This window comes from Stenotrophomonas sp. GL_101, from assembly GCF_057835675.1.
This window is the reverse complement of record NZ_CM174432.1, coordinates 532408-553446: the sequence shown is the minus strand read 5'-3', so window position 1 is coordinate 553446 and position 21039 is coordinate 532408. Positions and strand designations below refer to the sequence as shown.

Annotated in this window: 23 protein-coding genes; 12 read left to right on the top strand and 11 right to left on the bottom strand. The window is 66.4% G+C overall.

Features of this window, described 5'->3' with window-relative positions:
• Positions 1-41 precede the first annotated feature (41 nt).
• Positions 42-956, top strand: coding sequence for an MBL fold metallo-hydrolase (locus tag AC3IR9_RS02490; protein WP_489293832.1), 915 nt, complete (start codon positions 42-44; stop codon positions 954-956).
• 289 nt (positions 957-1245) lie between these two features.
• Here AC3IR9_RS02490 and dinB read toward each other — a convergent pair whose 3' ends face one another.
• Positions 1246-2328, bottom strand: a complete 1083-nt coding sequence (gene dinB, locus AC3IR9_RS02485) for a DNA polymerase IV (protein ID WP_489293831.1) — start codon at positions 2326-2328, stop codon at positions 1246-1248.
• 229 nt (positions 2329-2557) lie between these two features.
• On the opposite strand from dinB, the gene fabA reads away from it, so the two are divergent.
• From fabA to AC3IR9_RS02470, 3 genes are all read left to right on the top strand, one after another.
• Positions 2558-3073 carry a 3-hydroxyacyl-[acyl-carrier-protein] dehydratase FabA gene (gene fabA / locus AC3IR9_RS02480; protein WP_489293830.1) on the top strand — a complete coding sequence of 172 codons (516 nt, stop codon included), beginning with the start codon at positions 2558-2560 and terminating at the stop codon, positions 3071-3073.
• Entirely contained in the window at positions 3073-4281 is a 1209-nt protein-coding gene (gene fabB, locus AC3IR9_RS02475) for a beta-ketoacyl-ACP synthase I (protein ID WP_489293828.1), read from the top strand. Before fabA ends, fabB begins: the two co-directional genes overlap by 1 nt.
• A 132-nt stretch (positions 4282-4413) precedes the next feature.
• The gene (locus tag AC3IR9_RS02470) at positions 4414-5634 is read left to right on the top strand and encodes an ISL3 family transposase (protein ID WP_489291085.1); all 1221 of its coding nucleotides are present in this window, start codon (positions 4414-4416) and stop codon (positions 5632-5634) included.
• A 763-nt stretch (positions 5635-6397) separates the two neighbouring features.
• Here AC3IR9_RS02470 and AC3IR9_RS02465 read toward each other — a convergent pair.
• The 3 genes from AC3IR9_RS02465 to AC3IR9_RS02455 are packed head-to-tail and all read right to left on the bottom strand — an operon-like array spanning position 6398 to position 8918.
• Entirely contained in the window at positions 6398-7093 is a 696-nt protein-coding gene (locus tag AC3IR9_RS02465) for an HAD family hydrolase (RefSeq protein ID WP_489293827.1), read from the bottom strand.
• Positions 7090-7794, bottom strand: coding sequence for a pseudouridine synthase (locus AC3IR9_RS02460; protein WP_489293825.1), 705 nt, complete (start codon positions 7792-7794; stop codon positions 7090-7092). Before AC3IR9_RS02460 ends, AC3IR9_RS02465 begins: the two co-directional genes overlap by 4 nt.
• Positions 7791-8918 (bottom strand): class I SAM-dependent methyltransferase, encoded by a 1128-nt coding sequence (locus tag AC3IR9_RS02455; RefSeq protein WP_489293824.1) that lies wholly within the window; start codon positions 8916-8918, stop codon positions 7791-7793. Before AC3IR9_RS02455 ends, AC3IR9_RS02460 begins: the two co-directional genes overlap by 4 nt.
• A 153-nt stretch (positions 8919-9071) precedes the next feature.
• Between AC3IR9_RS02455 and AC3IR9_RS02450 the strand changes: the two genes are divergently transcribed.
• Entirely contained in the window at positions 9072-9335 is a 264-nt protein-coding gene (locus AC3IR9_RS02450; RefSeq protein ID WP_489293822.1) for a hypothetical protein, read from the top strand.
• Between the two features lie 20 nt (positions 9336-9355).
• Here the strand turns inward: AC3IR9_RS02450 and AC3IR9_RS02445 are convergent, their stop codons facing one another.
• Both AC3IR9_RS02445 and AC3IR9_RS02440 read right to left on the bottom strand, forming a co-directional pair.
• Positions 9356-9646 (bottom strand): DUF3247 family protein, encoded by a 291-nt coding sequence (locus AC3IR9_RS02445; protein WP_489293821.1) that lies wholly within the window; start codon positions 9644-9646, stop codon positions 9356-9358.
• 78 nt (positions 9647-9724) lie between these two features.
• Positions 9725-11773, bottom strand: a complete 2049-nt coding sequence (locus tag AC3IR9_RS02440; RefSeq protein ID WP_489293820.1) for a hybrid sensor histidine kinase/response regulator — start codon at positions 11771-11773, stop codon at positions 9725-9727.
• A gap of 165 nt (positions 11774-11938) precedes the next feature.
• Here AC3IR9_RS02440 and AC3IR9_RS02435 point away from each other — a divergent pair, with 165 nt between their 5' ends.
• Entirely contained in the window at positions 11939-12508 is a 570-nt protein-coding gene (locus AC3IR9_RS02435; protein WP_489293819.1) for a DUF3016 domain-containing protein, read from the top strand.
• Positions 12509-12593: 85 nt separating this feature from the next.
• Here the strand turns inward: AC3IR9_RS02435 and alr are convergent, their stop codons facing one another.
• Together alr and AC3IR9_RS02425 are read right to left on the bottom strand one after the other, a co-directional pair.
• Entirely contained in the window at positions 12594-13667 is a 1074-nt protein-coding gene (gene alr, locus AC3IR9_RS02430; protein ID WP_489293818.1) for an alanine racemase, read from the bottom strand.
• Entirely contained in the window at positions 13646-14956 is a 1311-nt protein-coding gene (locus tag AC3IR9_RS02425; RefSeq protein WP_489293817.1) for a D-amino acid dehydrogenase, read from the bottom strand. The genes alr and AC3IR9_RS02425 overlap by 22 nt, the downstream gene beginning before the upstream one ends.
• A gap of 149 nt (positions 14957-15105) precedes the next feature.
• Here AC3IR9_RS02425 and AC3IR9_RS02420 point away from each other — a divergent pair, with 149 nt between their 5' ends.
• Entirely contained in the window at positions 15106-15585 is a 480-nt protein-coding gene (locus tag AC3IR9_RS02420) for an Lrp/AsnC ligand binding domain-containing protein (protein WP_017356503.1), read from the top strand.
• A gap of 613 nt (positions 15586-16198) precedes the next feature.
• On the opposite strand, the gene AC3IR9_RS02415 is transcribed toward AC3IR9_RS02420, so the two are convergent.
• Together AC3IR9_RS02415 and AC3IR9_RS02410 are read right to left on the bottom strand one after the other, a co-directional pair.
• Positions 16199-16369 (bottom strand): lana protein, encoded by a 171-nt coding sequence (locus tag AC3IR9_RS02415; protein ID WP_489293815.1) that lies wholly within the window; start codon positions 16367-16369, stop codon positions 16199-16201.
• Positions 16370-16548: 179 nt separating this feature from the next.
• Positions 16549-16971 (bottom strand): classical arabinogalactan protein 4, encoded by a 423-nt coding sequence (locus AC3IR9_RS02410; RefSeq protein ID WP_489293813.1) that lies wholly within the window; start codon positions 16969-16971, stop codon positions 16549-16551.
• A 140-nt stretch (positions 16972-17111) separates the two neighbouring features.
• Here AC3IR9_RS02410 and msrB point away from each other — a divergent pair, with 140 nt between their 5' ends.
• The 5 genes from msrB (at position 17112) to AC3IR9_RS02385 (ending at position 20442) form a co-directional block, all read left to right on the top strand.
• Positions 17112-17579 (top strand): peptide-methionine (R)-S-oxide reductase MsrB, encoded by a 468-nt coding sequence (gene msrB / locus AC3IR9_RS02405; RefSeq protein ID WP_489293811.1) that lies wholly within the window; start codon positions 17112-17114, stop codon positions 17577-17579.
• A gap of 126 nt (positions 17580-17705) precedes the next feature.
• Positions 17706-18560: a flagellar motor stator protein MotA gene (motA, locus tag AC3IR9_RS02400; RefSeq protein WP_489293809.1), complete on the top strand. Its 855-nt coding sequence runs from the start codon at positions 17706-17708 to the stop codon at positions 18558-18560.
• A 9-nt stretch (positions 18561-18569) separates the two neighbouring features.
• Positions 18570-19514 carry a flagellar motor protein MotB gene (motB, locus tag AC3IR9_RS02395; protein WP_489293807.1) on the top strand — a complete coding sequence of 315 codons (945 nt, stop codon included), beginning with the start codon at positions 18570-18572 and terminating at the stop codon, positions 19512-19514.
• Between the two features lie 102 nt (positions 19515-19616).
• Positions 19617-20147, top strand: a complete 531-nt coding sequence (locus AC3IR9_RS02390) for a hypothetical protein (RefSeq protein ID WP_489293806.1) — start codon at positions 19617-19619, stop codon at positions 20145-20147.
• A 13-nt stretch (positions 20148-20160) separates the two neighbouring features.
• Complete coding sequence (locus AC3IR9_RS02385; RefSeq protein WP_489293804.1) at positions 20161-20442, top strand: DUF4031 domain-containing protein; 282 nt, start codon at positions 20161-20163, stop codon at positions 20440-20442.
• Positions 20443-20485: 43 nt separating this feature from the next.
• On the opposite strand, the gene AC3IR9_RS02380 is transcribed toward AC3IR9_RS02385, so the two are convergent.
• On the bottom strand, positions 20486-21028 hold the full coding sequence (locus AC3IR9_RS02380; protein ID WP_489293803.1) for a DUF6630 family protein: 543 nt from the start codon (positions 21026-21028) through the stop codon (positions 20486-20488).
• Positions 21029-21039: the final 11 nt, after the last annotated feature.

Genomic DNA, 21039 nt, shown 5'->3' with positions numbered 1-21039 from the left:
CGCCCGGCGCTACGAGAATCGTCCTGCACAGGATCATCCCGATGCCCCACCTTCCCCGCACCACCCTTGCCCTGGCACTGGCCATCGGCACGGCACTGGGCCTGAGCGCCCCTGACATCGGCCACGCCGCCGCGGCCAGCACCGAGACCCACACGCTGCAGGTGCAGCCCTACCATCCCGGCGACAAGGCGCTGTTTTCGGTGGCCTCCACCCTGATCACCGGCCAGCACGATGCGATCCTCATCGACGCCCAGTTCGCCGCCCGCGATGCGGCCCAGCTGGTGCAGCGCATCCGCGACTCGGGCAAGCGCCTGACCACCATCTACATCAGCCATGGCGACCCGGATTTCTACTTCGGCCTGGCCACCCTGCAGGACGCCTTCCCCGACGCCCGCATCCTCGCCACCGCCCCGACCGTCGCCCACATCACCGCCACCCAGGCCGGCAAGCTTGCCTACTGGGGTCCGCAGATGGGCAAGGACAAGCCCGCCCACATCGTCATCCCCGAGATCCTGCAGGGCGACACCCTCACCCTGGAAGGCCAACCGCTCAAGCTTATCGGCCTGAACGGCCCCACCCCCGACCGTACCGTGCTCTGGATCCCGGCCCTGCGCACCGTGCTGGGCGGCATCCCGATTGTGGCCGGCGAACATGTCTGGATGGCCGACACCCAGGGCGCGCAGTCGCATGCCGATTGGTTGAACACCCTGGCCACGATCAACGCACTCAACCCCACCCGCGTCATTCCCGGCCATTACGCCCGTGGTGCCGCGCTGGACGCCAGCGCACTCACCTTCACCGCCGATTACATCCGCGCCTTCGATGAAGAAACCGCACGCAGCAAGAATGCAGACGCCTTGATCGCCGCGATGAAGAAGCGCTACCCGACCCTGCAAGGCGTCAGCGCACTGGAACTGAGCGCAAAGGTCGCCAAGGGCGAAATGCAGTGGCCGTAACGGCATGACCGCAGCAACCCCACGTTGTGTGGGTCATGCCACCACCGCACGTTGAACGATCATCAGCAGCCGATCAGGGTGCACCCCTACCCACGCACAGGCCGTTGATTGCTCTGCGAGCGCCAGCCATGCGTCCACGGGTGGTGCGGGTGGGTTGGCGGGACCGTGTACGGCATGGATGCCGTACACGAGCCCCCATGGACGGGTTCACGGCGTGTCCTGCCAACCCACCCGCGCCACCCGAATCTTCAGCACCAGCACACCGTTGCATTGGCATTGGCATTGGCCGTCAAGCCTCATCCAGATGATCAAACAGCCCCGGCTGGCTAACCGCCTCGCGCTCGCGGAACCCGCCCAGCCCCACCCCCACCAACCGATAGCGCGTCGCCTCCGGCAGCTCCACCCGCGCCCGCAGTGCGAGTGCGATATCGCGTAGCTCCTCCATCGACGCCGGCGGCGACTCCGGGGTGAAACTGCGCGTGATGATCCGGAACTGCGACGTCTTCAACTTCAGCACCACCGTGTGACCCACACGCTCGGTCTTGCGCGTGGCGTTCCAGGTCTTCCCGGCCAGCTGCACGATCGCGGCCTCCAGCGCCTCCAACGGCAGATCCTCGGCGAACGTATCTTCCGAGGAAATCGACTGCACCGGCTGGTCTGGCTCCACCGCACGCTCATCCACCCCGCGCGCCCGGTTGTACAGGCGCGCACCGAATGAACCAAAGCGACTCTCCAGCGCCTCCAGCGGCAACGCCCGCAGATCGCCCACCGTCGCAATCCCCAGCTCGGCCAGCTTGGCTTCCATCACCTTGCCCACCCCTGGCACCCGACTGACCGGCAACGGCGTCAGGAAGCGCTCCACCCGCTGCGGCGACACCACGAACTGACCGTCCGGCTTGCGCCAGTCCGAGGCGATTTTGGCCAGGAACTTGTTCGGCGCGATCCCTGCCGACGCCGTCAACCCGGTTTCCTCGCGGATCTGCCCACGGATGATCTCCGCAATCTCGGTGGCCACCGTCAGCCCGCCCTTGTGCACCGTCACATCCAGGTAGGCCTCGTCCAACGACAGCGGCTCCACCAGATCGGTATGCCGCAGGAAAATCTCACGCACCTGCCGCGACACCGCCTTGTAGCGACCAAAGTCGGGGGGCACGAACACCGCATCCGGGCATAGCCGCTCGGCGCGCATCGCCGGCATCGCCGAGCGGATCCCGAACACCCGCGCCTCGTAGGACGCCGCGCAGACCACCGACCGCGCCCCCCGCCACGCCACCACCACCGGCCGCCCGCGCAGCGACGGATCGTCGCGCTGTTCCACCGACGCGTAGAACGCATCCATGTCGACGTGAATGATCTTGCGGGGGGCGGACACGTTGGCAACGCTCAAGGTCAGATGAACAAGATTAACGCCATACGCCAGGGCATGGTCTTTTCATAACAACAACATGCGGTTTTCAAGCTGAAAACACTACGCCAGCGTACGGTTAAAACGTTTGATTGAATCACTTTTCCTCTGCACTCTTGAGCACTTTCAACAGCAACAAACCGCCCGCCCCTGGCCGGCGACACCCGATGTCAACTTCCACAGGATTGCGCTTTCCATGACTCGTCTCCACGCGTTCTCGCGCGAACAACTGCTGGCCAGCGCCCGCGGTGAACTGTTCGGCCCGGGCAGCGGCCGTCTGCCCAACGATCCGATGCTGATGTTCGACCGCATCACCGACATCAGTGACGATGGCGGTCCACACGGCAAGGGCATGGTACGCGCCGAACTGGATATCCGCCCCGACCTGTGGTTCTTCGGCTGCCACTTCATCGGCGACCCGGTGATGCCCGGTTGCCTCGGCCTGGATGCCATGTGGCAGCTGACCGGCTTCTACCTCACCTGGCTGGGCGCCCCCGGCCGTGGCCGCGCCCTGGGCTGCGGTGAAGTGAAGTTCACCGGCCAGGTATTGCCGAGCGCCAAGCTTGTCACCTATGAAATCGACATCTCCCGCGTCATCAACCGCAAACTGGTGATGGCCCAGGCCGACGCCCGCATGCTGGTGGACGGCCGCGAAATCTATTCCGCCAAAGACCTCCGCGTAGGTCTGTTCACCTCCACAGAGAATTTCTGATGCGTCGCGTCGTCATTACCGGAATGGGCATCACCTCGTGCCTGGGCAACGACCTGGACACCGTGTCCGCTGCACTGCGTGACAGCCGTCCCGGCATCCGCAGCCTGCCCGACCACGCCGAAGCCGGCCTGCGCAGCCATGTCGGTGGCAACATCGAACTGGACCTGGACGCGCAGATCGACCGCAAGCTCAAGCGCTTCATGAGCGATGCCTCGGCCTACGCCTACATCGCCATGCGCGATGCGATCGCCGATGCCGGCCTGGACACCGACCAGGTGGCCAACCCGCGCACCGGCCTGATCGCCGGCTCCGGCGGCGGTTCCAGCCAGTGGCAGGTCGAATCGGCCGATATCCTGCGCGCCCGTGGCGTGCGCAAGGTCGGCCCGTACATGGTGCCGCGCACGATGTGCTCGACCGTGTCGGCCTGCCTGGCCACCGCGTTCCAGATCAAAGGCCTGAGCTACTCGCTGTCCGCTGCCTGCGCCACCTCGGCACATTGCATCGGCGCGGCTGCCGATCTGATCCGCCACGGCGCCCAGGACGTGATGTTCGCCGGCGGCGGTGAAGACCTGCACTGGTCGATGAGCGTCATGTTCGACGCCATGGGCGCATTGTCGACCCGCTTCAACGACACCCCGGAAAGCGCCTCGCGCCCGTATGACAAAGACCGCGACGGCTTCGTCATCGCCGGCGGTGGCGGCATGCTGGTGCTGGAAGACTACGACCACGCCGTGGCCCGTGGCGCACGCATCTACGCCGAACTGGTCGGCTACGGCGTCACCTCCGATGGTGCCGACATGGTCGCCCCGTCCGGTGAAGGCGCGGTGCGCTGCATGAACATGGCGATGACCAACGTGTCCGCCCCGATCGATTACCTCAACACCCACGGCACCTCGACCCCGCTGGGCGACGTCACCGAGTTGAAGGCCGTGCGCGAAGTGTTCGGCGAGGCGATCCCGCCGTTGTCGTCGACCAAGGCACTGTCGGGCCACTCACTGGGCGCGGCCAGCGTGCACGAAGCGATCTACTGCCTGCTGATGATGCGCGATGGCTTCATCGCCGGCTCGGCCAACATCGGCGAGCTCGATCCGGCCGTGGAAGGCTTCCCGATCGTGCGCGAAAGCAAGGCCGCAACGTTGAACACGGTGATGTCCAACAGCTTCGGCTTTGGCGGCACCAACGCAGCACTGGTGTTCGGCCGCGTCTGATAGCAGCCGAAGCCGCAACCAGAAGCCCGGCCATGCGCCGGGCTTTTTTTTGGTTCATCGCGGAATAGCGTGGAGCTTTTGCCGGCTCCCGTTACCCTTGAAGCCTGAAATCAGGGCCTCAGGGGTCAGGTCATGCTGGATCGGAAGACGATTGAGAGGCTGGGTGGCTGGGAAGGCTACCGGGTGGAGCGGATCGCCTGGCCGGAAGGCGACAGCCGGACCGTCACTATCTACCTCAAACCCACGGCCCGCACGATGCATTGCGAGCACTGCGGGAGCCGATGCCGGCAAGTGCACGAGACGACGGTGCGCCGGGTACGCGATCTGCCCCTGATGGCATTGCGCGTTGCGCTGGTGGTGCCGCGACGGCGCGTCTGGTGCCCCCAGTGCGCTGGGCCGCGCCTGGAGAAGTTGAGCTGGCTTGGCCGCTACCAGCGGGTCACTGACCGGCTGGCCGAAGCGGTCAGCCAGTTGCTGGTATCCAGCAATATCCTGGCCGTGGCACGCTTTTTCCAGTTGGGCTGGCATACGGTCAAGGCACTGGATAAAGCCTTGTTGCGTGAGTCTGTCCAAGCCCCGGACTGGAGCCAGATCCACTACCTGGCGATGGACGAATTTGCGCTGCACAAGGGTCACCGCTATGCAACGGTCGTGGTGGATCCGATCAGTCGCCAGGTACTTTGGCTGGGCAACGGGCGCTCCCGCGATACGGCGCGTGCCTTTTTTGAGCAGCTTCCCCCGGGCGTTTCCGAGCAATTGCGCGCCGTGGCGATCGACATGACGACGGCCTATGAAGTGGAGATCCGGGCCAACTGTCCCAATGCCGAGATCGTCTTCGACTTGTTCCATGTGGTGGCCAAGTACGGTCGCGAAGTGATCGACCGGGTTCGCGTGGACCAGGCCAACAAGCTCCGGCACGACAAGCCTGCGCGCCGTGTCATCAAATCCAGCCGATGGCTGCTACTGCGCAATCGCAGCAACCTGGACCGGCATCAGACGGTGCGGCTGGATGAGCTGCTGGAAGCAAATCAACCGCTCCTCACCACCTATCTGATGCGTGATGAGCTCAAGCGACTGTGGTTTTACCGCCATCCCGGATGGGCCAGGAAGGCTTGGAACCAGTGGCTGGAGCAGGCCCAGCGCAGCGGAATCGCCGCCTTGGCGCTGTTTGCACAACGGCTCAAAGCCTATCTGCATGGGATCGTGTCGCGTTGCCGACACCGCCTCAATACCAGCATCGTCGAAGGCATCAACAACACCATCAAGGTCATCAAACGCCGGGCCTACGGCTATCGGGATCAGGAGTACTTCTTCCTGAAAATCCGTGCAGCGTTCCCCGGTATTCCGCGATGAACCTTTTTTTTGGTTCTTCTCCCCTCTGAACAAAAAAGCACCCAGCGCGTTGCAAGGGTCGGTAAGTTCGCGCAGCAGGTGGGTCGAGCGAACAGCGTCACCACCAACGGTGGTGACCTACCTCCGCATGGGCATCGGTGCGCGCATGTCGAAAACCCAAGCGGCCCACGGCAAGCAAGAGCGCTCTTCCCGTTCCGCAAGCCGAGCCCCTTGGCGGTCGGCAGGCCCTTGGCAAAATAAAGGAGGAGGCCGTCGCCGCAGGCGTCGGCCGGGGGACACCGCACAAGGGCCTGCCGGCCGCCGAGGGGCCCCGGACGCTCGCGGCACAGCCAGGCGAAGACCGCCGCTCGCTGCAGTCGCCCGTGGAGGAACAGCGTCACCACCAACGGTGGTGACCTACCTCCGCATGGGCATCGGTGCACGCGTGTCGAAAACCCAAGCGGCCCACGGCAAGCAAGAGCGCTCTTCCCGTTCCGCAAGCCGAGCCCCTTGGCGGCCGGCAGGTCCTTGGCAAAATAAAGGAGGAGGCCGCCGCCGCAGGCGTCGGCCGGGGGACATTTGCACAAGGGCCTGCCGACCGCCAAGGGGCCCCGGACGCTCGCGGCATAGCCAGGCGAAGACACCCCCGCAAGCTGCTATCGCCCCTGGAGTGACCCTCTCCCCTCTGAGCGAAAAGCACCGCTTTGGGTTCGTCGCCTGACTGCAGGAAAAACGACAGCAACGTCTGCCACCTGCGCCAGGCCAGGCCGGGCAGAGCCCGGCGCTACGGGGTCGCTCGCGGCGCCGACAACCACGGCAACAACAACATCCGCGCGTCCACCAACGAATCCACGATGCGATGCCCCAACGCGCGCAGCGCGTCATCGGGATGCACCAGGTCCGGCACCTGGATCGCGGTCATGCCCGCCCCCACCGCCGCGCGGATGCCCGCCGGTGAATCTTCCAGTGCCAGACAGCGCGCCGGGTCCTTGCCCAGCCTCTGCGCGGCCAACAGATAGATGTCCGGCGCCGGTTTGGGGTGGGCCACGTCACTGCTGGTCACCACCACCTCGAAAAACGGCAACAACCCCGTCGACGCCAGCTTGCGCGAGGCACGTGGCTGCCGGGTGGAGGTGGCCACCGCCCGCGGCACATCGTGGGCCTGCAGCAACTGCAACAGCTCCAGGATGCCCGGGCGCAACGGCAGCCCGGCATGCGTGCGCTCCTCGTACAGATCGTGGCAGCGCGCGAACAGCGCCGCCACCTGCGCCGCATCCACGCTCTGCAGCAGCAGGCGTTCGCAATCGCGATCGCCCAGCCCCACCATGCGCAGCCAGAACGACTCCACGAACGGCAACTGCTGCTCGCGCGCGGCCTGCGCCCAGCACGCGATCGACACGCGCTCGCTGTCGATCATCAAGCCATCCATGTCGAAGATGACCGCATCGGGCAGGAACGGCAGCGCAGCGATCGCGGTCATGGCACGTCGAACAGCGTGTCCAGGTCGGTGGCATCGAGCATCCGCCATTGACCTTCGGCAAGGTCCTCCAGCGACAGCCCACCGATGCGGCTGCGATGCAGCGCCTCGACGTGATTGCCCACCGCCGCGAACATGCGCCGCGCCTGGTGGTAGCGTCCCTCGTGCAGCACCAGCTGCGCCTGGCGCGGGCCATCCACGCGCAGCTCGGCCGGCAGCAACGGCTTGTCGTCGGACTCCAGCAGCAGCGTGCCGCTGGCAAAGCGCGCCACCTCATTGCCGCCCAGGTCTTCGGCCAGGGTCACTTCGTAGGCCTTGTCCAGGCGCGACTTCGGCGACACGATCCGGTGCAGCAGCGCGCCGTCGTCGGTCATCAACAGCATGCCGCTGGTATCGCGGTCCAACCGCCCCACCGACGACAGCACCGGCGCGCGCTCGCGGTAGCGCGGCGGCAGCAGATCATAGATCAGCCGCCCCTTGTCCTTGGTCGAACAGGTATAGCCGCGCGGCTTGTGCAGCAGCAGGGTCAGTCCCTGCGGCGGATCCAGCGGCTCGCCATCGACGCGGATCGCCTCATGCCCCACCGCGTCGTCGGCGTACAGCACCTCACCGTCGGCATCGGTGATGCGGCCTTCGCGGAACATGAGCTGCACCTGCTTGCGGCTGCCATAGCCCAGGTTGGCCAGCAGCTTGACCAGCTTCATGCGCGGTCCCAGTTACGGCCGCGCGGCGCGTCCTTGCTGCGCGGCGATTCCCGGGTCCGGGTCGGCGCCTGCTTCATCTTGGTCGCTTCGATCAGCTTGAAGCCGTCGCGCTCGGCGGCCACGCGGACCTTGCCGAAGCTCTCATTGAGGATCTGCTCGTACGGCAGGTGGCGGTTGGCCACCAGCCACATCCGCCCGCCCGGACGCAGCGCCTGCGCGGCCACGGCAATAAAACGCTGGCCGATGTCGGGGCGGTCGGCACGCGAGGGGGTGTGGAACGGCGGGTTGGTAACGATGAAGTCGTAACTGGCGTCGATACCGGCAGTGACGTCCTGCCAGTGGTAGGCCAGCGCCGCCGGTTTACCCAGTGTGGCCAGGTTCTCGCGGGCCAACGCCAGCGCACGGCCCTCGGCCTCGTACAGATCCAGCCCGGTCACGCCGGGGCAGCGCGCCAGCACCTCGGCCGAGAGGTAGCCAAAGCCCGAGCCCAGGTCGGCGCCCTGGCCGCTGAGGTCGGCCGGCAGCTGTTCCACCAGCAGGGCCGAGGCCGGGTCGATGCGGTCCCAGGCGAAGATGCCTGGACGGCTCTGGAAACGCCCGCCGAGGATCGCGCGCGGGGCATCCAGCACTTCCCAGCGCGCGGCCAGCGCGGCGTCGTGCTGGCCGTTCAGCGGCGCGGTCCAGAAGGTACGGCAATGGTTCTTGGTCAGCTTACCGCCCAGCCCGGCCAGCTGCTGCAGGTCGCTTTCGCCGGAGCGCGCGCCCTCGTTGTTGTGCTGGCAGGCCACCACGATCCCGCCCGGGGCGGTCAGCGCCAGCGCACGGGCGAACAGCGCACGGGCCTCTTCACGCTGGCGTGGCGGCAACACCAGCACCACCGCATAGCGGGTGGTATCGGTGGCCAGCTGCTGCTCATCCCGCAGGGTCCAGCCACTGGCGTCCAGCGCATCGGCGAACGGGCGGAAACTCTGCTCGCAGACCAGCTGGCCCGGCTGGGCGTGCTCGCGCAGCGGCCAGCCATCGCGGGCGCGCAGGAACAGTACCGGGCCGGCAGGCCAGGACAGCACGCCACTGGCGAACGGCAGGAACAGGGTTTCCAGGGGAGCGTCGTGCTGGGCAGCCATGCGGGGGGCACATATTGAAAGAGACGGCTATTCTACCGGTTCGTTCCGTCCGGCCCCCGCAGGGGCCCACTTTGCGTTTATTCAACGCGGTCTTGATGCCCCGGCAACACCCCAACCGTCAGGGTGGAGGCTCATTTGCGATGGAGATGGCTCATGCGTGCATTGTTTGTCGGTGGCGTGGTCGACAACAGCGAAATGGACATGGAAGGCGCGCAGCCTCCCGTGCATTATCCGCAGGACACCGGCGGCGGGCATTCGCGCTACCGCCTGCACCAGGTGGGCAAGCAGGCCGACGGCAGCGTCGCCTACGCGGTATATGGCGCCCCGGACATGGCCGATGACGAGGTCGCCCGGGTGGCCGATGAGCGCGCCTACGCGCGCCGCTTCGAGGCCGAGCCGGAATTGTTCGTGCAGTAAGGACCGCCCGGCAGCGCCGCTCATTCCACCGGCGGCAATGACCGGATCGCAGTGATCCGGTCCAGCCACACCCGGTGCTGCTGCACCGGGGTGTCCAGGTCATCCAGGCGCAACTGGCCGTTGCTGCCCTCGTTTTCGTCGGCATCGCGGTATTGCTGCAGCGTGGGCTGCACCGCAACGGTGCCGAGCAGGTGGCTGCCGTCATCCAGGGTCAGCTCGACCCGGGTCTGGCCGTGCAGCTGCGGCAGCAACGCTTCGAGCGCGGCGATCCGGGCCGGATCGGTGTGGATGTTCGGCGCGTAACGGGACATGGGAACTCCTTCGGTGGACATCCAGATATCGGCACCCACCCTGCTGGGTGGGTACGGCCAGCGCGCCAGCACGGCGCGCTAGCGGTTGGCCAGCACACTGCGCACGGCCGAGACCAGCTGGGCAACCGAATAGGGTTTGGCCACATGCTCCTGGAAGCCGGAGGCCAGCGCGCGCTTGCGGTCGTCGGCGCGCGCCAGCGCGGTAACCGCCACGGCAGGCAGCACCTGCGCTTCCACGCCGATATCCTCGCGCAGCGTGCGCACCAGGCCGTAACCGTCCATGCCGGGCATGCCGATGTCGGTCAACAGCACGTCGATGCCGCTGTGCCCGCCTTCGTCCAGCAGCGCCAGCGCCTCACCGGCCGAAGTGGCCGCGGTGACCTGCGCGCCTTGCTCTTCCAGCAACCGCCGCAGGTATTCCAGCACTTCGGGCTGGTCTTCCACCGCCATCAGGTGCAGGCCCTTGAGCGGGAACGGTTCGATGATCTGTTCGCTGATCGGGCCGCTGAACACTTCACGCAGTGGGCGGCCATCGGCCTGCGGCTGGTAGCGCGGCAGGCGCACGGTGAAGGTGGCGCCGTGGCCGTGGCCCTCGCTGGCCGCTGCCACGGCACCGCCGTGCAGTTCCACCAGCTGCTGGGCGATCGCCAGCCCCAGCCCCAGCCCGCCGTGGCGGCGGGTGGTGGTGCCATCGGCCTGACGGAAGCGGCTGAACAGGTGGCGCAGGAATTCGGGGGGAATGCCATCGCCGGAGTCGGCGACGCTGATCGACCAGTGCCCGCCATCCTCCTCCAGGGTCACCGTGACGGTGCCCTCGGCCGGGGTGAACTTGATGGCATTGGAGAGCAGGTTCCACAGCACCTGCTGCAGGCGCGTGGCATCGCCCAGCACCAGGGTGGGCACCTCGGGCAGCACCAGGCTCATGTTCAACGCCTTGCCTTCGGCGACCAGCTCCTGTGCGCGCACCGCTTCGGTGAGCTGCGTACGCAGGTCCAGCACTTCCACTTCCAGCTGCACCTTGCCCAGCAGCATGCTGCTGAGATCGAGCATGTCCGAGATCAGGCGCTTCTGGGCCATCGCGCTGTTGGCGATCACGCCCAGGCCCTTGAACATCGGGCTGGTATTGTCCACGCGCTGCAGCAGCAATTCGCTCCAGCCCAGAATGGTGGTCAGCGGGGTGCGCAGCTCGTGCGACAGCGTGGCCAGGAATTCATCCTTCAGCCGCGCCATGTTCTCGGCCGCACTGCGCGCGGCACGTTCGGACTGCAGCAGCTCCTCGCGTGCCATTTCAATTTCGCGGCGCTCGGTCACATCCGGGCTGCTGCCGGCCAGGCCAATGAAGTTGCCCATGCGCGAGAAGCGCGGGCGTGCGTTCATTTCCAGCCAGCGCCATTGCCCATCGGAGCGGCAGCCGCGCACCAGTGCATGCATCGAACGCTGCGCCTTGAGCGCTTCCTGCAGCTCGTACTCGAATACCGAGGCATCGTCGGGATGCACCAGGCCGCGCCAGACATCCTCGGGCACGCGCTGTTCGTTGCCGCCGAAGAATTCGCTGAAGGCGCTGTTGACGAAGCGGGCGTGGCCGCGCTCGTCCAGCACCCAGACCGGCATCGGCAACCCGTCGGCCAGCGCGCTGAAACGCGCTTCGCTTTCCGCCAGTTCCACCTCGATCTGCTTGCGGCTGGTGATGTCGAAGAACACGATTGCCACGTGGTGTTCTTCCGGCACACCGACCCGCACCGCCTCCACCGAATACCACCGCCCCAGCGCCCGTGCTTCCAGTTCGAACTGGCGGGACTGCCCGGTGCTGGCGACCTCGCCGTACAGGCGGTACCAGTCCGGCTCATGCGCCGGTTGCAGCGCGCTCATGCGCTGGCCGCGCGCATCGACAAGACCGGTATTGCGTTCGAAGGCTTCGTTGACCTCCAGGAAGCGGTAATCCACCGCGACTGCTTTGTCGAACAACACCTCGACCACGCAGAAGCCCGCATTCATCTGCTCCAGCACGCTCCGGTACAAGCCGGGGTCCGGTGCGGGAGCCGCGAAGGGAGGGCGTTCCAATGTAGAGGTTGGCAGGCTGGACAAGGGCGTCAAAGGGGCAACTGGCGAAGCGGAAGGGCACAGCATCGTCCACAGGGCGTATTCGTAGCGTCAAGCGCCATGGAAGAAGGTGACGGAGGTGAATTGGCGGCAACCGCGGGGAAGGATGTCGCTTTTGTCGATTGTCCCACCCAGAGATCAGGATCACACTGAAACCCTGATCCCGTCTGTGATCGTGATCGAGGAGTCGTCATGAACCGCAATCCTTTGGTGGCCGGCCTGCTGGTGTGCCTGCTGGCGGTTGCCAGCGCCAGCGCGGCCTCACCCCGCACCGTAACCGATCCGCAGGCCCCGCGCGCGCTCAGCGGCGAGGGCCCGGTCCAGGTCGAGTGGACCGACCCGGCCCAGTTCACCGAAATCCGCCAGAGCACCAACCGCTTCGAAGCGGTCCGCGGCAATTGGGTGGAACAGCTGGCCAAGTACGTGCAGACCACCGCCGGCAAGCAGCTGCTCCCCGGCCAGTCGCTCGCGGTGACCTTCACCGACATCAAGCGTGCCGGTGATTACGAACCGTGGCATGGGCCGCGCGGCACCGATATCCGCATCCTGCGCGACATCTATCCCCCCCGCATCGCGCTGACCTACACCCTCAGCGATGCACAGGGCCAGGTAGTGGCGCAGGGCGAGCGCAAGCTGTCTGACAGCGGCTATCTGCACAACATCGGGCTGCAGCGCGACAGCGATCCGCTGCGCTATGAAAAGAAGCTGCTGGACGACTGGATCCGTCGCGACCTGCGCGCCGAGGCCACCGCCAGCAACTGAGCACGCACGGGCAACCGGCGCTGCACCGCTGGTTGCCCGGCACCGCTGCTGCGGGTGACGCGATGCGCGCCACCCACCGGCGTCATCAGCCCAGGTAGACGTGCGGTACGCGCTTGACCGCGCACGGCAGCTGGTAGGCGCTGACCCCACACAGCGGGGCCAGTTCGTCCATCCGCGGTGCCTCGCCCCACAGGGTCACGCTGCTGCCCACCCCGGCCTGCGGCAGGTCGGTGAGGTCCACGGTCAGCATGTCCATCGATACGCGCCCGATCAGCCTGGCCGGCTGGCCATCGATCACCACCGGGGTGCCGTTGGGGGCGAACTGCGGGTAGCCGTCGGCATAGCCCAGCGCGACCACGCCCACCCGGGTCGGGCGTTCGGCGACAAAGCGCGCACCGTAGCCCACCGGTTCGCCGATGCCGATCTGGCGCACCGCGAAGATCCTGGACTGCATGGTCATCACCGGGCGCAGGCGCTCGGTCAGCGCGCTGTGGGTGGGCAACGGATTGGCCCCGTACAACATCAGGCCCGGGCGCACCCAGTCGCTGCGCACGTCCGGCCAGCCCAGCAACGCCGGCGAGTTGCACAGGCTGGTTTCGCCCGGCAGGCCGTCGATGGTGGCGGCGAACAGGTCGGCCTGCTCGCGCGTGCGCGGGCTGTCCAGCTCGTCGGCGCGTGCCATGTGGCTCATCAGCACGATCGGCGCCAGCTGCGGCAGCGCACTCAACCGCGCATGCGCGGCGCGGAAATCCTCCGGCGACAGGCCGAGGCGATGCATGCCGCTGTCCAGCTTCAACCACACCTGCAGGGTGGCGGTGGTCTGGAACGCGGCGACCGCATCGACCTGCCACGGCGCACCCACGGCGAACCAGAGGTCATGCTGCACGATCAGGGGCAGTTCGTCGGCGTCGAAGAAACCTTCCAGCAGCAGGATCGGCGTGGTGATGCCGGCCTGGCGCAGTTCCAGCGCCTCTTCGATGCAGGCCACGCCGAATGCATCGGCCTGGCCCTGCAGCGCGCGCGCGCAGGCAATGGCTCCGTGGCCGTAGGCATCGGCCTTGATCGCGGCCAGGGTCTTGCGGCCACCGCCGAGTTCACGGGCCAGGCGGAAGTTGGATCGCAACGCGTCCAGGTCGATCAACGCGCGGGCTGGGCGCATGCTTTGGGCTCACTATGGACAACGGATGCGGCGGTGTGGCCGTAACGGAAAATATCCAGGCCTTCGGTGCTGATCTGCGGCTGGCGCGCGCTCATCAGGTCGGCCAGGTAACGGCCCGAGCCGCAGGCCATGGTCCACCCCAGCGTGCCGTGGCCGGTGTTGAGGAACAGGTTGCGGTACGGCGTGGCGCCAATCACCGGGGTTCCGTCCGGGGTGGCCGGGCGCAGCCCGGTCCAGAATTCGGCGCGCGACAGGTCGCCGCCATGCGGGTACAGGTCGCGCACCACCTTTTCCAGGGTGGCGCGGCGGCGCGGTGACAGCGACAGATCGAACCCGCCAACTTCGGCCATGCCGCCGACGCGGATGCGATCGTCGAAACGGGTGACGGCCACCTTGTAGCTCTCATCCAGGATGGTCGAGGTGGGCGCCATGGCCGGGTCGGTGATCGGCAGGGTCAGCGAATAGCCCTTGAGCGGGTACACCGGCAGGCGCAGGCCCAGCGGGTCCACCAGCGCCGGCGAGTAGCTGCCGAGGGCGACCACGTAGCGGTCGGCGGTTTCCAGCTTGCCGTCGATGCGCACGCCGGTGATGCGGCTGCCATCGGTCTGCAAGCCGGCGATATCCTGGTCAAAGCGGAACTCGACGCCGGCCTCCACGCACATCTGCGCCAGGCGGCGGGTGAACAGCTGGCAGTCGCCGGTCTGGTCGCGCGGCAGGCGCAGCGCGCCGACCAGTTTGTCGGCCACGCCGGCCAGGGCCGGTTCGTGGGCGATGATGCCGTCGCGGTCCAGCAGTTCGTACGGCACGCCGTACTGGGCCAGCACTTCGATATCCTGCGCCGAGGCATCCAGCTGCTGCTGGGTACGGAACAGCTGGGTGGTGCCCAGGTCGCGGCCCTCGAATTCAATGCCGGTCTGTTGGCGCAGTTCGTTGAGACAGTCGCGGCTGTATTCGGACATGCGCACCATGCGCGCCTTGTTGATGGCGTAGCGGTCGTGGGTGCAGTTGCGCAGCATCTGCGCGAGCCAACGATACTGGTGCCAGTCTAGGCCCGGCCGGATGGCCAGCGGGGCATGTTCGGAGAACAGCCACTTGATCGCCTTCAGCGGCACGCCCGGGGCGGCCCACGGTGAGGTGTAACCGAACGAGAGCTGGCCGGCATTGGCAAAACTGGTTTCCAGTGCCGGTCCGGGCTGGCGGTCGACGACGGTGACTTCAAACCCGGCCTGCCGCAGGTACCAGGCACTGGTGGTGCCGATGACGCCGCTGCCAAGGACTAGAACGCGCATGCTGCTTCTCCAACCCGATCATTCCCTGCACTGGAGCGTGTGGGGAGCATAATTGCGGAAGTATATTCCGGCCAAACCAATCAATTTCCCTGTTTTTAGGATCGCCGACAGGATATTGTCCTGCCAATCCCCGTGACCGGATGACCCCGATGGCCGTACGTGCCCGTGAGCTGGACAAGATCGACCGCAAGATCCTGCGCATCCTGCAGGCCGAGGGGCGGATTTCCTTTACCGAACTTGGCGAGCGGGTGGGCTTGTCGACCACGCCCTGTACCGAGCGGGTGCGCCGGCTGGAACGCGATGGGGCGATCACCGGCTACTACGCCAAGCTGGATCCGCACTATCTCAAGGCCAGTCTGTTGGTGTTCGTGGAAATCAGCCTGGCCTACAAGTCCGGCGACATTTTCGAGGAATTCCGTCGCGCGGCGCTGAAGCTGCCCAACGTGCTGGAGTGCCATCTGGTGTCGGGCGATTTCGATTACCTGCTGAAGGCGCGCATCAGCGAGATGGCGTCCTACCGCAAGCTGCTCGGCAGCACGCTGCTGACCCTGCCGCACGTGCGCGAATCCAAGAGCTACATCGTGATGGAAGAGGTGAAGGAGACGCTGACGTTGCCAATTCCGGATTGAGGATGAGGATTGCGGTTGTAGCGGCGTAGAGCAAAGCAAAGCAAAGCAAAGCAGAGCAGAGCGGGTTTTCGATGCTGCGTGCTGGGCTGGGGCGGGTGGGTAGCCGGGGCACGCTGCAAGTACGTCCCTGTAAGCTCCGCCACCGCATCCATGCGGTGGAGGGCCCCGGCCACCCACCCGCCCCAGCCCCCGATACCTACCCGGTCCTCACAGGCAAGCAAGGGCACAACCGTCGCGTTCGGGCATCGATATCGCCGCTGATGCATCGGTGAAGCAGAGCCGCTTTCCATGGCCACCTGCCAACTGTCTGGGGTGGGGGTGTGTGGGTTCGCGGGACCCTCCATCGCATGGATGCGATGGCGGAGCCCCCAAGGATGGGTTTACGGCGTGTCCCGCGAACCCACACACCCCCGCCCAGCCCAGGATCAGGCAGCCATCGGCGGTTGACCTGGCTGTTGATGCGGCTGTTGATGCGGCTGTTGATGCGGCTGTTGATGCGGCTGTTGATCTGGCCGTTGCTTTAAGAAAAAAAAACAAAAAAAAAGGCGGTACGCTCGCGCGCACCGCCTTTGTCTTGGGTCACTCGTGAAGTGTCAGTCAAGCATCGCGCGCGTCAGCGCTGCTGTTTGGAATCGGGCGTGCGTTGATCCTGCTGCTTGCCGCCCTTCTGGTTCTGCTGATCCCACTGCTGCTGGTTCTGCTGGCCGGCCTTCTGGTGCTGCTGCTGACTGCCCTGCTGTTCCTGCGGCATCTTGCCGCCCTTCTGGTTCTGCTGGTTGGTCATGATTGCACTCTTCTGAAAAACCTTGGAATACGCCGCGTTCCGGCGCACGTACAGGGTCCGGGAAAAACGGTTAATCGCAGGCGAAAAAGCAGTGAGCTGGCGCGTTGACGCAGATGACTGCGGGCCCGCGTTGTGCAGCGTTCATGCGTTTGAAACCCCGTCGCGGCGATGCCCGCCGCTCAAGGCCGGATCTGCTGCCCGTCGCCACTGGGAATGGCGTCGTAGTATTTGCCCGTCCGCGTATCCAGCACGCGGTTGGGGCCTACCTGCTTGGCGCCGGGAATGATCCGCCCGTGGCGGTCGTACACCTTGGGCTGCGGTGTCGGCGCCTGGATCGGCTGCGCCGCGCCGGTCCCGCGCGCCTGGATGGGATGGGTGCTCAATTGTTGCTGCACCTGGCTGTTGGATTTTACCGGGGCCATCTGGCCCGACAGGCTGTCGACCGGGGCCGGCCGCACCGGCGTCGGCAGGGGCGCCGGCGTCGGCTGCGCCACCACTACCGGCCGGGTCGCGGTGGGATTGGGCGGCGGGCCGATCTGCGCCATGGCCATGGCCGGCAGCAACGCCAACAGCGCGGTCGCGATACGGATCGGGCGGATCATGGGATGCTCCAGCGATGGGCAGGCATCCACCATGCACCCGTGCAGGTATCAGCACCCTGAACGTGGCCGGCGTGTCCCCGCCCGGGTTGAAGCCCCCGTGCCCGGCCCAATCTTGAACCTACCCCTGCGAGGAACCGCCGATGACCGCCTTCGATCTCTCTCCCCCCAGCGACACCCAGCGCGAGGCCCTGGTGGCCGGTCTCAGCGCCGACGAGCAGCGGGTACTCCTGCAGCACGGCACGGAGGCACCGTTCTGCGGCGTGTTCCTGGACAACAAGCAGGACGGCGTTTACGGCTGCCGCCTGTGCGGCCTGCCGCTGTTCCGCTCCAGCACCAAGTTCGACTCGGGCACCGGCTGGCCCAGCTTCTTCGCCCCCTTCGACCCGGCCCATGTCCGCGAGATCCGCGACATCAGCCACGGCATGGTCCGCACCGAAATCGTCTGCGCGCGATGTGACAGCCATCTTGGCCATGTTTTTCCCGATGGCCCGCCGCCGACCCATGAACGGCACTGCCTGAACTCGGTCTCGCTCGCGTTCACCCCCAACGGCGAGGCCTATCCAGACCCGCTGCAGCGCGCTGGCGCCGAGGCCGGCGCGGCCGGCTGAGGCCGCCAGGTGCGGACCACGGGCCCGCACCGCTTCCCCGCAAAAGTGTGACATTGAACGAACGGCCCCTTCAGAAACCCGGGGTCGGGGCCGACATGGAGGTATCCCCTACTCCGCGCCGGCCCCATGCTCATTCTTGTTGGATTCCTCATCGTCATCCTCAGCGTGCTCGGTGGCTACATCGGCGCGCACGGCAAACTGGCCGCGCTGTGGCAGCCCTATGAACTGGTCATCATCGGCGGCGCGGCCCTGGGCGCGTTCCTGGTGGGCACCCCGGTCAAGACCGTCAAGCAGACCCTGCAGGCCAGCATCGGGGTGTTCAAGGGCCCGCGCTACAAGCAGCAGGACTACCTCGACGTCCTCAGCCTGCTCTATGAACTGCTGAACAAGGCGCGCCGCGAAGGCTTCATGGCGCTGGAAGACCACGTCGAACGGCCGGCCGAGAGCAGCATCTTCGCCAACTACCCCAAAGTGCAGGCCGACCACCATCTGGTCGACTTCATCACCGACTGCCTGCGCCTGATGATCGGCAGCAACATCGAGCCGCACGAACTGGAACCGCTGCTGGAACTGGAACTGGAGAAGCACCACGGCGAAGCCATGCAGCCGGCGGCGGTGCTCTACAAGGTCTCCGACGGCCTGCCCGGGTTCGGCATCGTGGCCGCGGTGCTGGGCATCGTGATCACCATGGGCTCGATCGGCGGGGAAATCACCGAAGTGGGCGCGCACGTGGCCGGCGCCCTGGTCGGCACCTTCCTGGGCATCCTGCTGGCCTACGGCTTCGTCAGCCCGCTGGCCGCGGCAGTGGAAGCACGCGCCGAACAGGACAGCCGCATCTACGAGTCGGTCAAGACCGCCCTGCTGGCCTGCCTGCGCGGCTACAACCCGAAGATCGCGCTGGAGTTCGCCCGCAAGACCCTGCCCTCGGCCGTGCGCCCGGGCTTCAGTGCGTTTGAAGCGCACCTCAAGACGGTCAAGTAAGGCACCGCCATGGCCGAGAACAAGCCCACCGTCATCGTCCGCCGGGTCAGGAAGGCCGGCCATGCCGCCCACCATGGCGGCGCCTGGAAGGTTGCCTACGCCGACTTCGTCACCGCGATGATGGCCTTCTTCCTGGTGCTGTGGCTGATGGCCGCCACCACCCGCCCCGAGCGCGCGGCCATTTCCGAGTACTTCCGCAACCCCAGCCCGCTGGTCGGGCAGAGCCCCACCGCGGCCCCGGGCATGGCCGGGCCAGGCGGGGCCAGCACCTCGATGATCAAGCTGGGCGGCGCCACCGATATCTCGCGCGGCAACAGCAACGACCCGTTCCAGAATTCCCAGGCCGCCAAGCCGATCCCGCAGACCGATCGCGAGCGCGAAAAGCAGCAGCTCGAAGCGTTGAAGAAGGAACTGGAAGAAGCGATCAGCAAGAGCCAGGCGCTGGAACCGTTCAAGGACCAGCTGCTGCTGGACCTGACCCCCGAAGGCCTGCGCATCCAGATCGTGGACAAGCAGAACCGGCCGATGTTCGACATGGGCAGCGCATCGCTCAAGCCCTACACGCGCGAGATCCTGCGCGAGCTCTCGCAGTTCATCAACCACGTGCCGAACCGGATCAGCATCACCGGCCATACCGACACCACCGCCTACAACGCGGTGCACGGCTACGGCAACTGGGAGCTCAGCGCCGACCGCGCCAATGCCGCCCGGCGCGCGCTGTTGGACGGTGGCATGAGCGAAGAGAAGGTGACCCGCGTGGTCGGGCTGTCCTCCTCGGTGCTGTTCGACAAGACCCAGCCGGACAACCCGATCAACCGCCGGATCAGCATCGTGGTGATGACCCAGGCAGCCGAAGCGGCCGCACTGGCGGGCGCCGGGCAGAAAGTGGCGCTGTCGCCCACCGCCGCCGATGCCGATATCCAGGCGGCGCAGTCCCCGCCCGCCACGCCCTGAGGCGCGCGGCGGCGGGCGCTGCAGGGGAATTCAGGGAATCCGTGGAGCCGGCCGGCGGCCGGCACTACAATGGGCCTTTCCTTTTGTAGATAGACCGCACCCATGTCCAAGCAGTCCAAGGCCAAGCGCGACAAGCGCAAGAAGCTTCAGCCCAAGCGCCCGATCAACCGCCTCAATGCCCAGCAGCAGGTGCAGAACCATGCCGTGCTGACCAACGAGGAAGGCCAGGTAGTGGCCGCGATCGGCCTGCAGGGCACCGAATGGCTGCTGGCCATCGGCGGCCAGACCATGGGCAACGCCGACAACCCGATCCCGATGCTGGCCATGCTCAAGCACCTGTCCAATGTGCAGGAGAAGGAAGGCCGCAAGGTCACCCTGGAATACTCGACCCAGCTGCAGCAGCTGATCGATGACCTGGCCGCCGACGAAGGCAAGACCGCCGACGAGTACCTGAGCCACCTGGTATCCGAGTTTGAAGGCGTCGAAGGGGAAGACGGCGAAGAAGGCGAAGAAGGCCAGGCAGCCGCCGACGAAGCCAAGAGCGCCGACGAAGCGACCACCGAAGCCAGCACCGACGTGGCCACCGACGCCGAAGCCACCCCGGCCGCCAGCGACGACAAGCCGCAGGCCTGAGCCAGCGCACCCGGTGACGGTCTATATCGACGATGCGGTACACCCCTGGCGCGGCGAGCGCTGGGCGCATCTGATGGCCGACACCCTGCCCGAGCTGCACGCCATGGCGGCGCAGCTCGGGATTCCCCGACGGGCCTTCCAGAACCGCCCCAGCGGCGCCCATTACGACGTGCCGGCACCGCTGCGCGAGCAGGCGATCGCCCTGGGTGTCACCGCGATCTCACGGCATACCGACCGTGCGCGGCTCAAAGCGGTCATCGCCAACGCGCGCCGGCAATACACCCCCGCCACGTAGGTGCCGACCGTTGGTCCGCACGCACCCTCCACGCCGGATGCCCTCAGAACGGGTCGCTGCCGAGCCGGATTTCCACGTTCAACAGCGAGCACAGTGCGAGCATCGCATCGTCATCGCGGGTCAGCGCCATCCAGCCGGTGAAGCCGTCGTTGCCGGCGTCCACGCTCCACAGCGTGTAGTTCTGCTCACGCAGGCGGTCGAAGCCGGTGCTCATCAGCTGCACGCCGTCGGCCTTGGCGGCGAAATCCTCGTCATCCAGGTCGCCGCCCCAGTCCAGTTGCAGGTTCCAGCGCGCGGACAGCTCGTTGACCGCCGACATCAGCGCATCGGCGTCCTCCCGCTCCACCTCGAACCCGGACTGCCAGGCAATGGCGGCCATCATCGGTGGCAGCCAGTCGGCTTCTTCGTCGATTTCCTCGCCACTTTCCAGCAGCGCCTCGCGCCAGCGGTTGAACTGCTGCAGTGCCAGTTCTTCATCGCCCGGGTTGATCAGCGCGAACAGGTTCCAGATCCGCGCCTCGAAATCGTCTTCGTCGAAATCGCGCTCGTCTTCTTCGAAGTCGAAATAATCGCTGTTGTCGGGCATGGCGGGGTTTC

Bases quoted from the DNA above. Each gene is read 5' to 3' on its own strand.
- AC3IR9_RS02440 (WP_489293820.1), bottom strand. From the start codon at position 11,773: ATGCTGTGCCCTTCCGCTTCGCCAGTTGCCCCTTTGACGCCCTTGTCC.
- msrB (WP_489293811.1), top strand. From the start codon at position 17,112: ATGACCGCCTTCGATCTCTCTCCCCCCAGCGACACCCAGCGCGAGGCC.
- AC3IR9_RS02390 (WP_489293806.1), top strand. From the start codon at position 19,617: ATGTCCAAGCAGTCCAAGGCCAAGCGCGACAAGCGCAAGAAGCTTCAG.
- motA (WP_489293809.1), top strand. From the start codon at position 17,706: ATGCTCATTCTTGTTGGATTCCTCATCGTCATCCTCAGCGTGCTCGGT.
- AC3IR9_RS02450 (WP_489293822.1), top strand. From the start codon at position 9,072: ATGCGTGCATTGTTTGTCGGTGGCGTGGTCGACAACAGCGAAATGGAC.
- AC3IR9_RS02420 (WP_017356503.1), top strand. From the start codon at position 15,106: ATGGCCGTACGTGCCCGTGAGCTGGACAAGATCGACCGCAAGATCCTG.
- AC3IR9_RS02425 (WP_489293817.1), bottom strand. From the start codon at position 14,956: ATGCGCGTTCTAGTCCTTGGCAGCGGCGTCATCGGCACCACCAGTGCC.
- alr (WP_489293818.1), bottom strand. From the start codon at position 13,667: ATGCGCCCAGCCCGCGCGTTGATCGACCTGGACGCGTTGCGATCCAAC.
- AC3IR9_RS02435 (WP_489293819.1), top strand. From the start codon at position 11,939: ATGAACCGCAATCCTTTGGTGGCCGGCCTGCTGGTGTGCCTGCTGGCG.
- AC3IR9_RS02415 (WP_489293815.1), bottom strand. From the start codon at position 16,369: ATGACCAACCAGCAGAACCAGAAGGGCGGCAAGATGCCGCAGGAACAG.
- AC3IR9_RS02465 (WP_489293827.1), bottom strand. From the start codon at position 7,093: ATGACCGCGATCGCTGCGCTGCCGTTCCTGCCCGATGCGGTCATCTTC.
- AC3IR9_RS02380 (WP_489293803.1), bottom strand. From the start codon at position 21,028: ATGCCCGACAACAGCGATTATTTCGACTTCGAAGAAGACGAGCGCGAT.
- AC3IR9_RS02445 (WP_489293821.1), bottom strand. From the start codon at position 9,646: ATGTCCCGTTACGCGCCGAACATCCACACCGATCCGGCCCGGATCGCC.
- AC3IR9_RS02455 (WP_489293824.1), bottom strand. From the start codon at position 8,918: ATGGCTGCCCAGCACGACGCTCCCCTGGAAACCCTGTTCCTGCCGTTC.
- AC3IR9_RS02490 (WP_489293832.1), top strand. From the start codon at position 42: ATGCCCCACCTTCCCCGCACCACCCTTGCCCTGGCACTGGCCATCGGC.
- AC3IR9_RS02470 (WP_489291085.1), top strand. From the start codon at position 4,414: ATGCTGGATCGGAAGACGATTGAGAGGCTGGGTGGCTGGGAAGGCTAC.
- AC3IR9_RS02410 (WP_489293813.1), bottom strand. From the start codon at position 16,971: ATGATCCGCCCGATCCGTATCGCGACCGCGCTGTTGGCGTTGCTGCCG.
- AC3IR9_RS02460 (WP_489293825.1), bottom strand. From the start codon at position 7,794: ATGAAGCTGGTCAAGCTGCTGGCCAACCTGGGCTATGGCAGCCGCAAG.
- motB (WP_489293807.1), top strand. From the start codon at position 18,570: ATGGCCGAGAACAAGCCCACCGTCATCGTCCGCCGGGTCAGGAAGGCC.
- fabA (WP_489293830.1), top strand. From the start codon at position 2,558: ATGACTCGTCTCCACGCGTTCTCGCGCGAACAACTGCTGGCCAGCGCC.
- fabB (WP_489293828.1), top strand. From the start codon at position 3,073: ATGCGTCGCGTCGTCATTACCGGAATGGGCATCACCTCGTGCCTGGGC.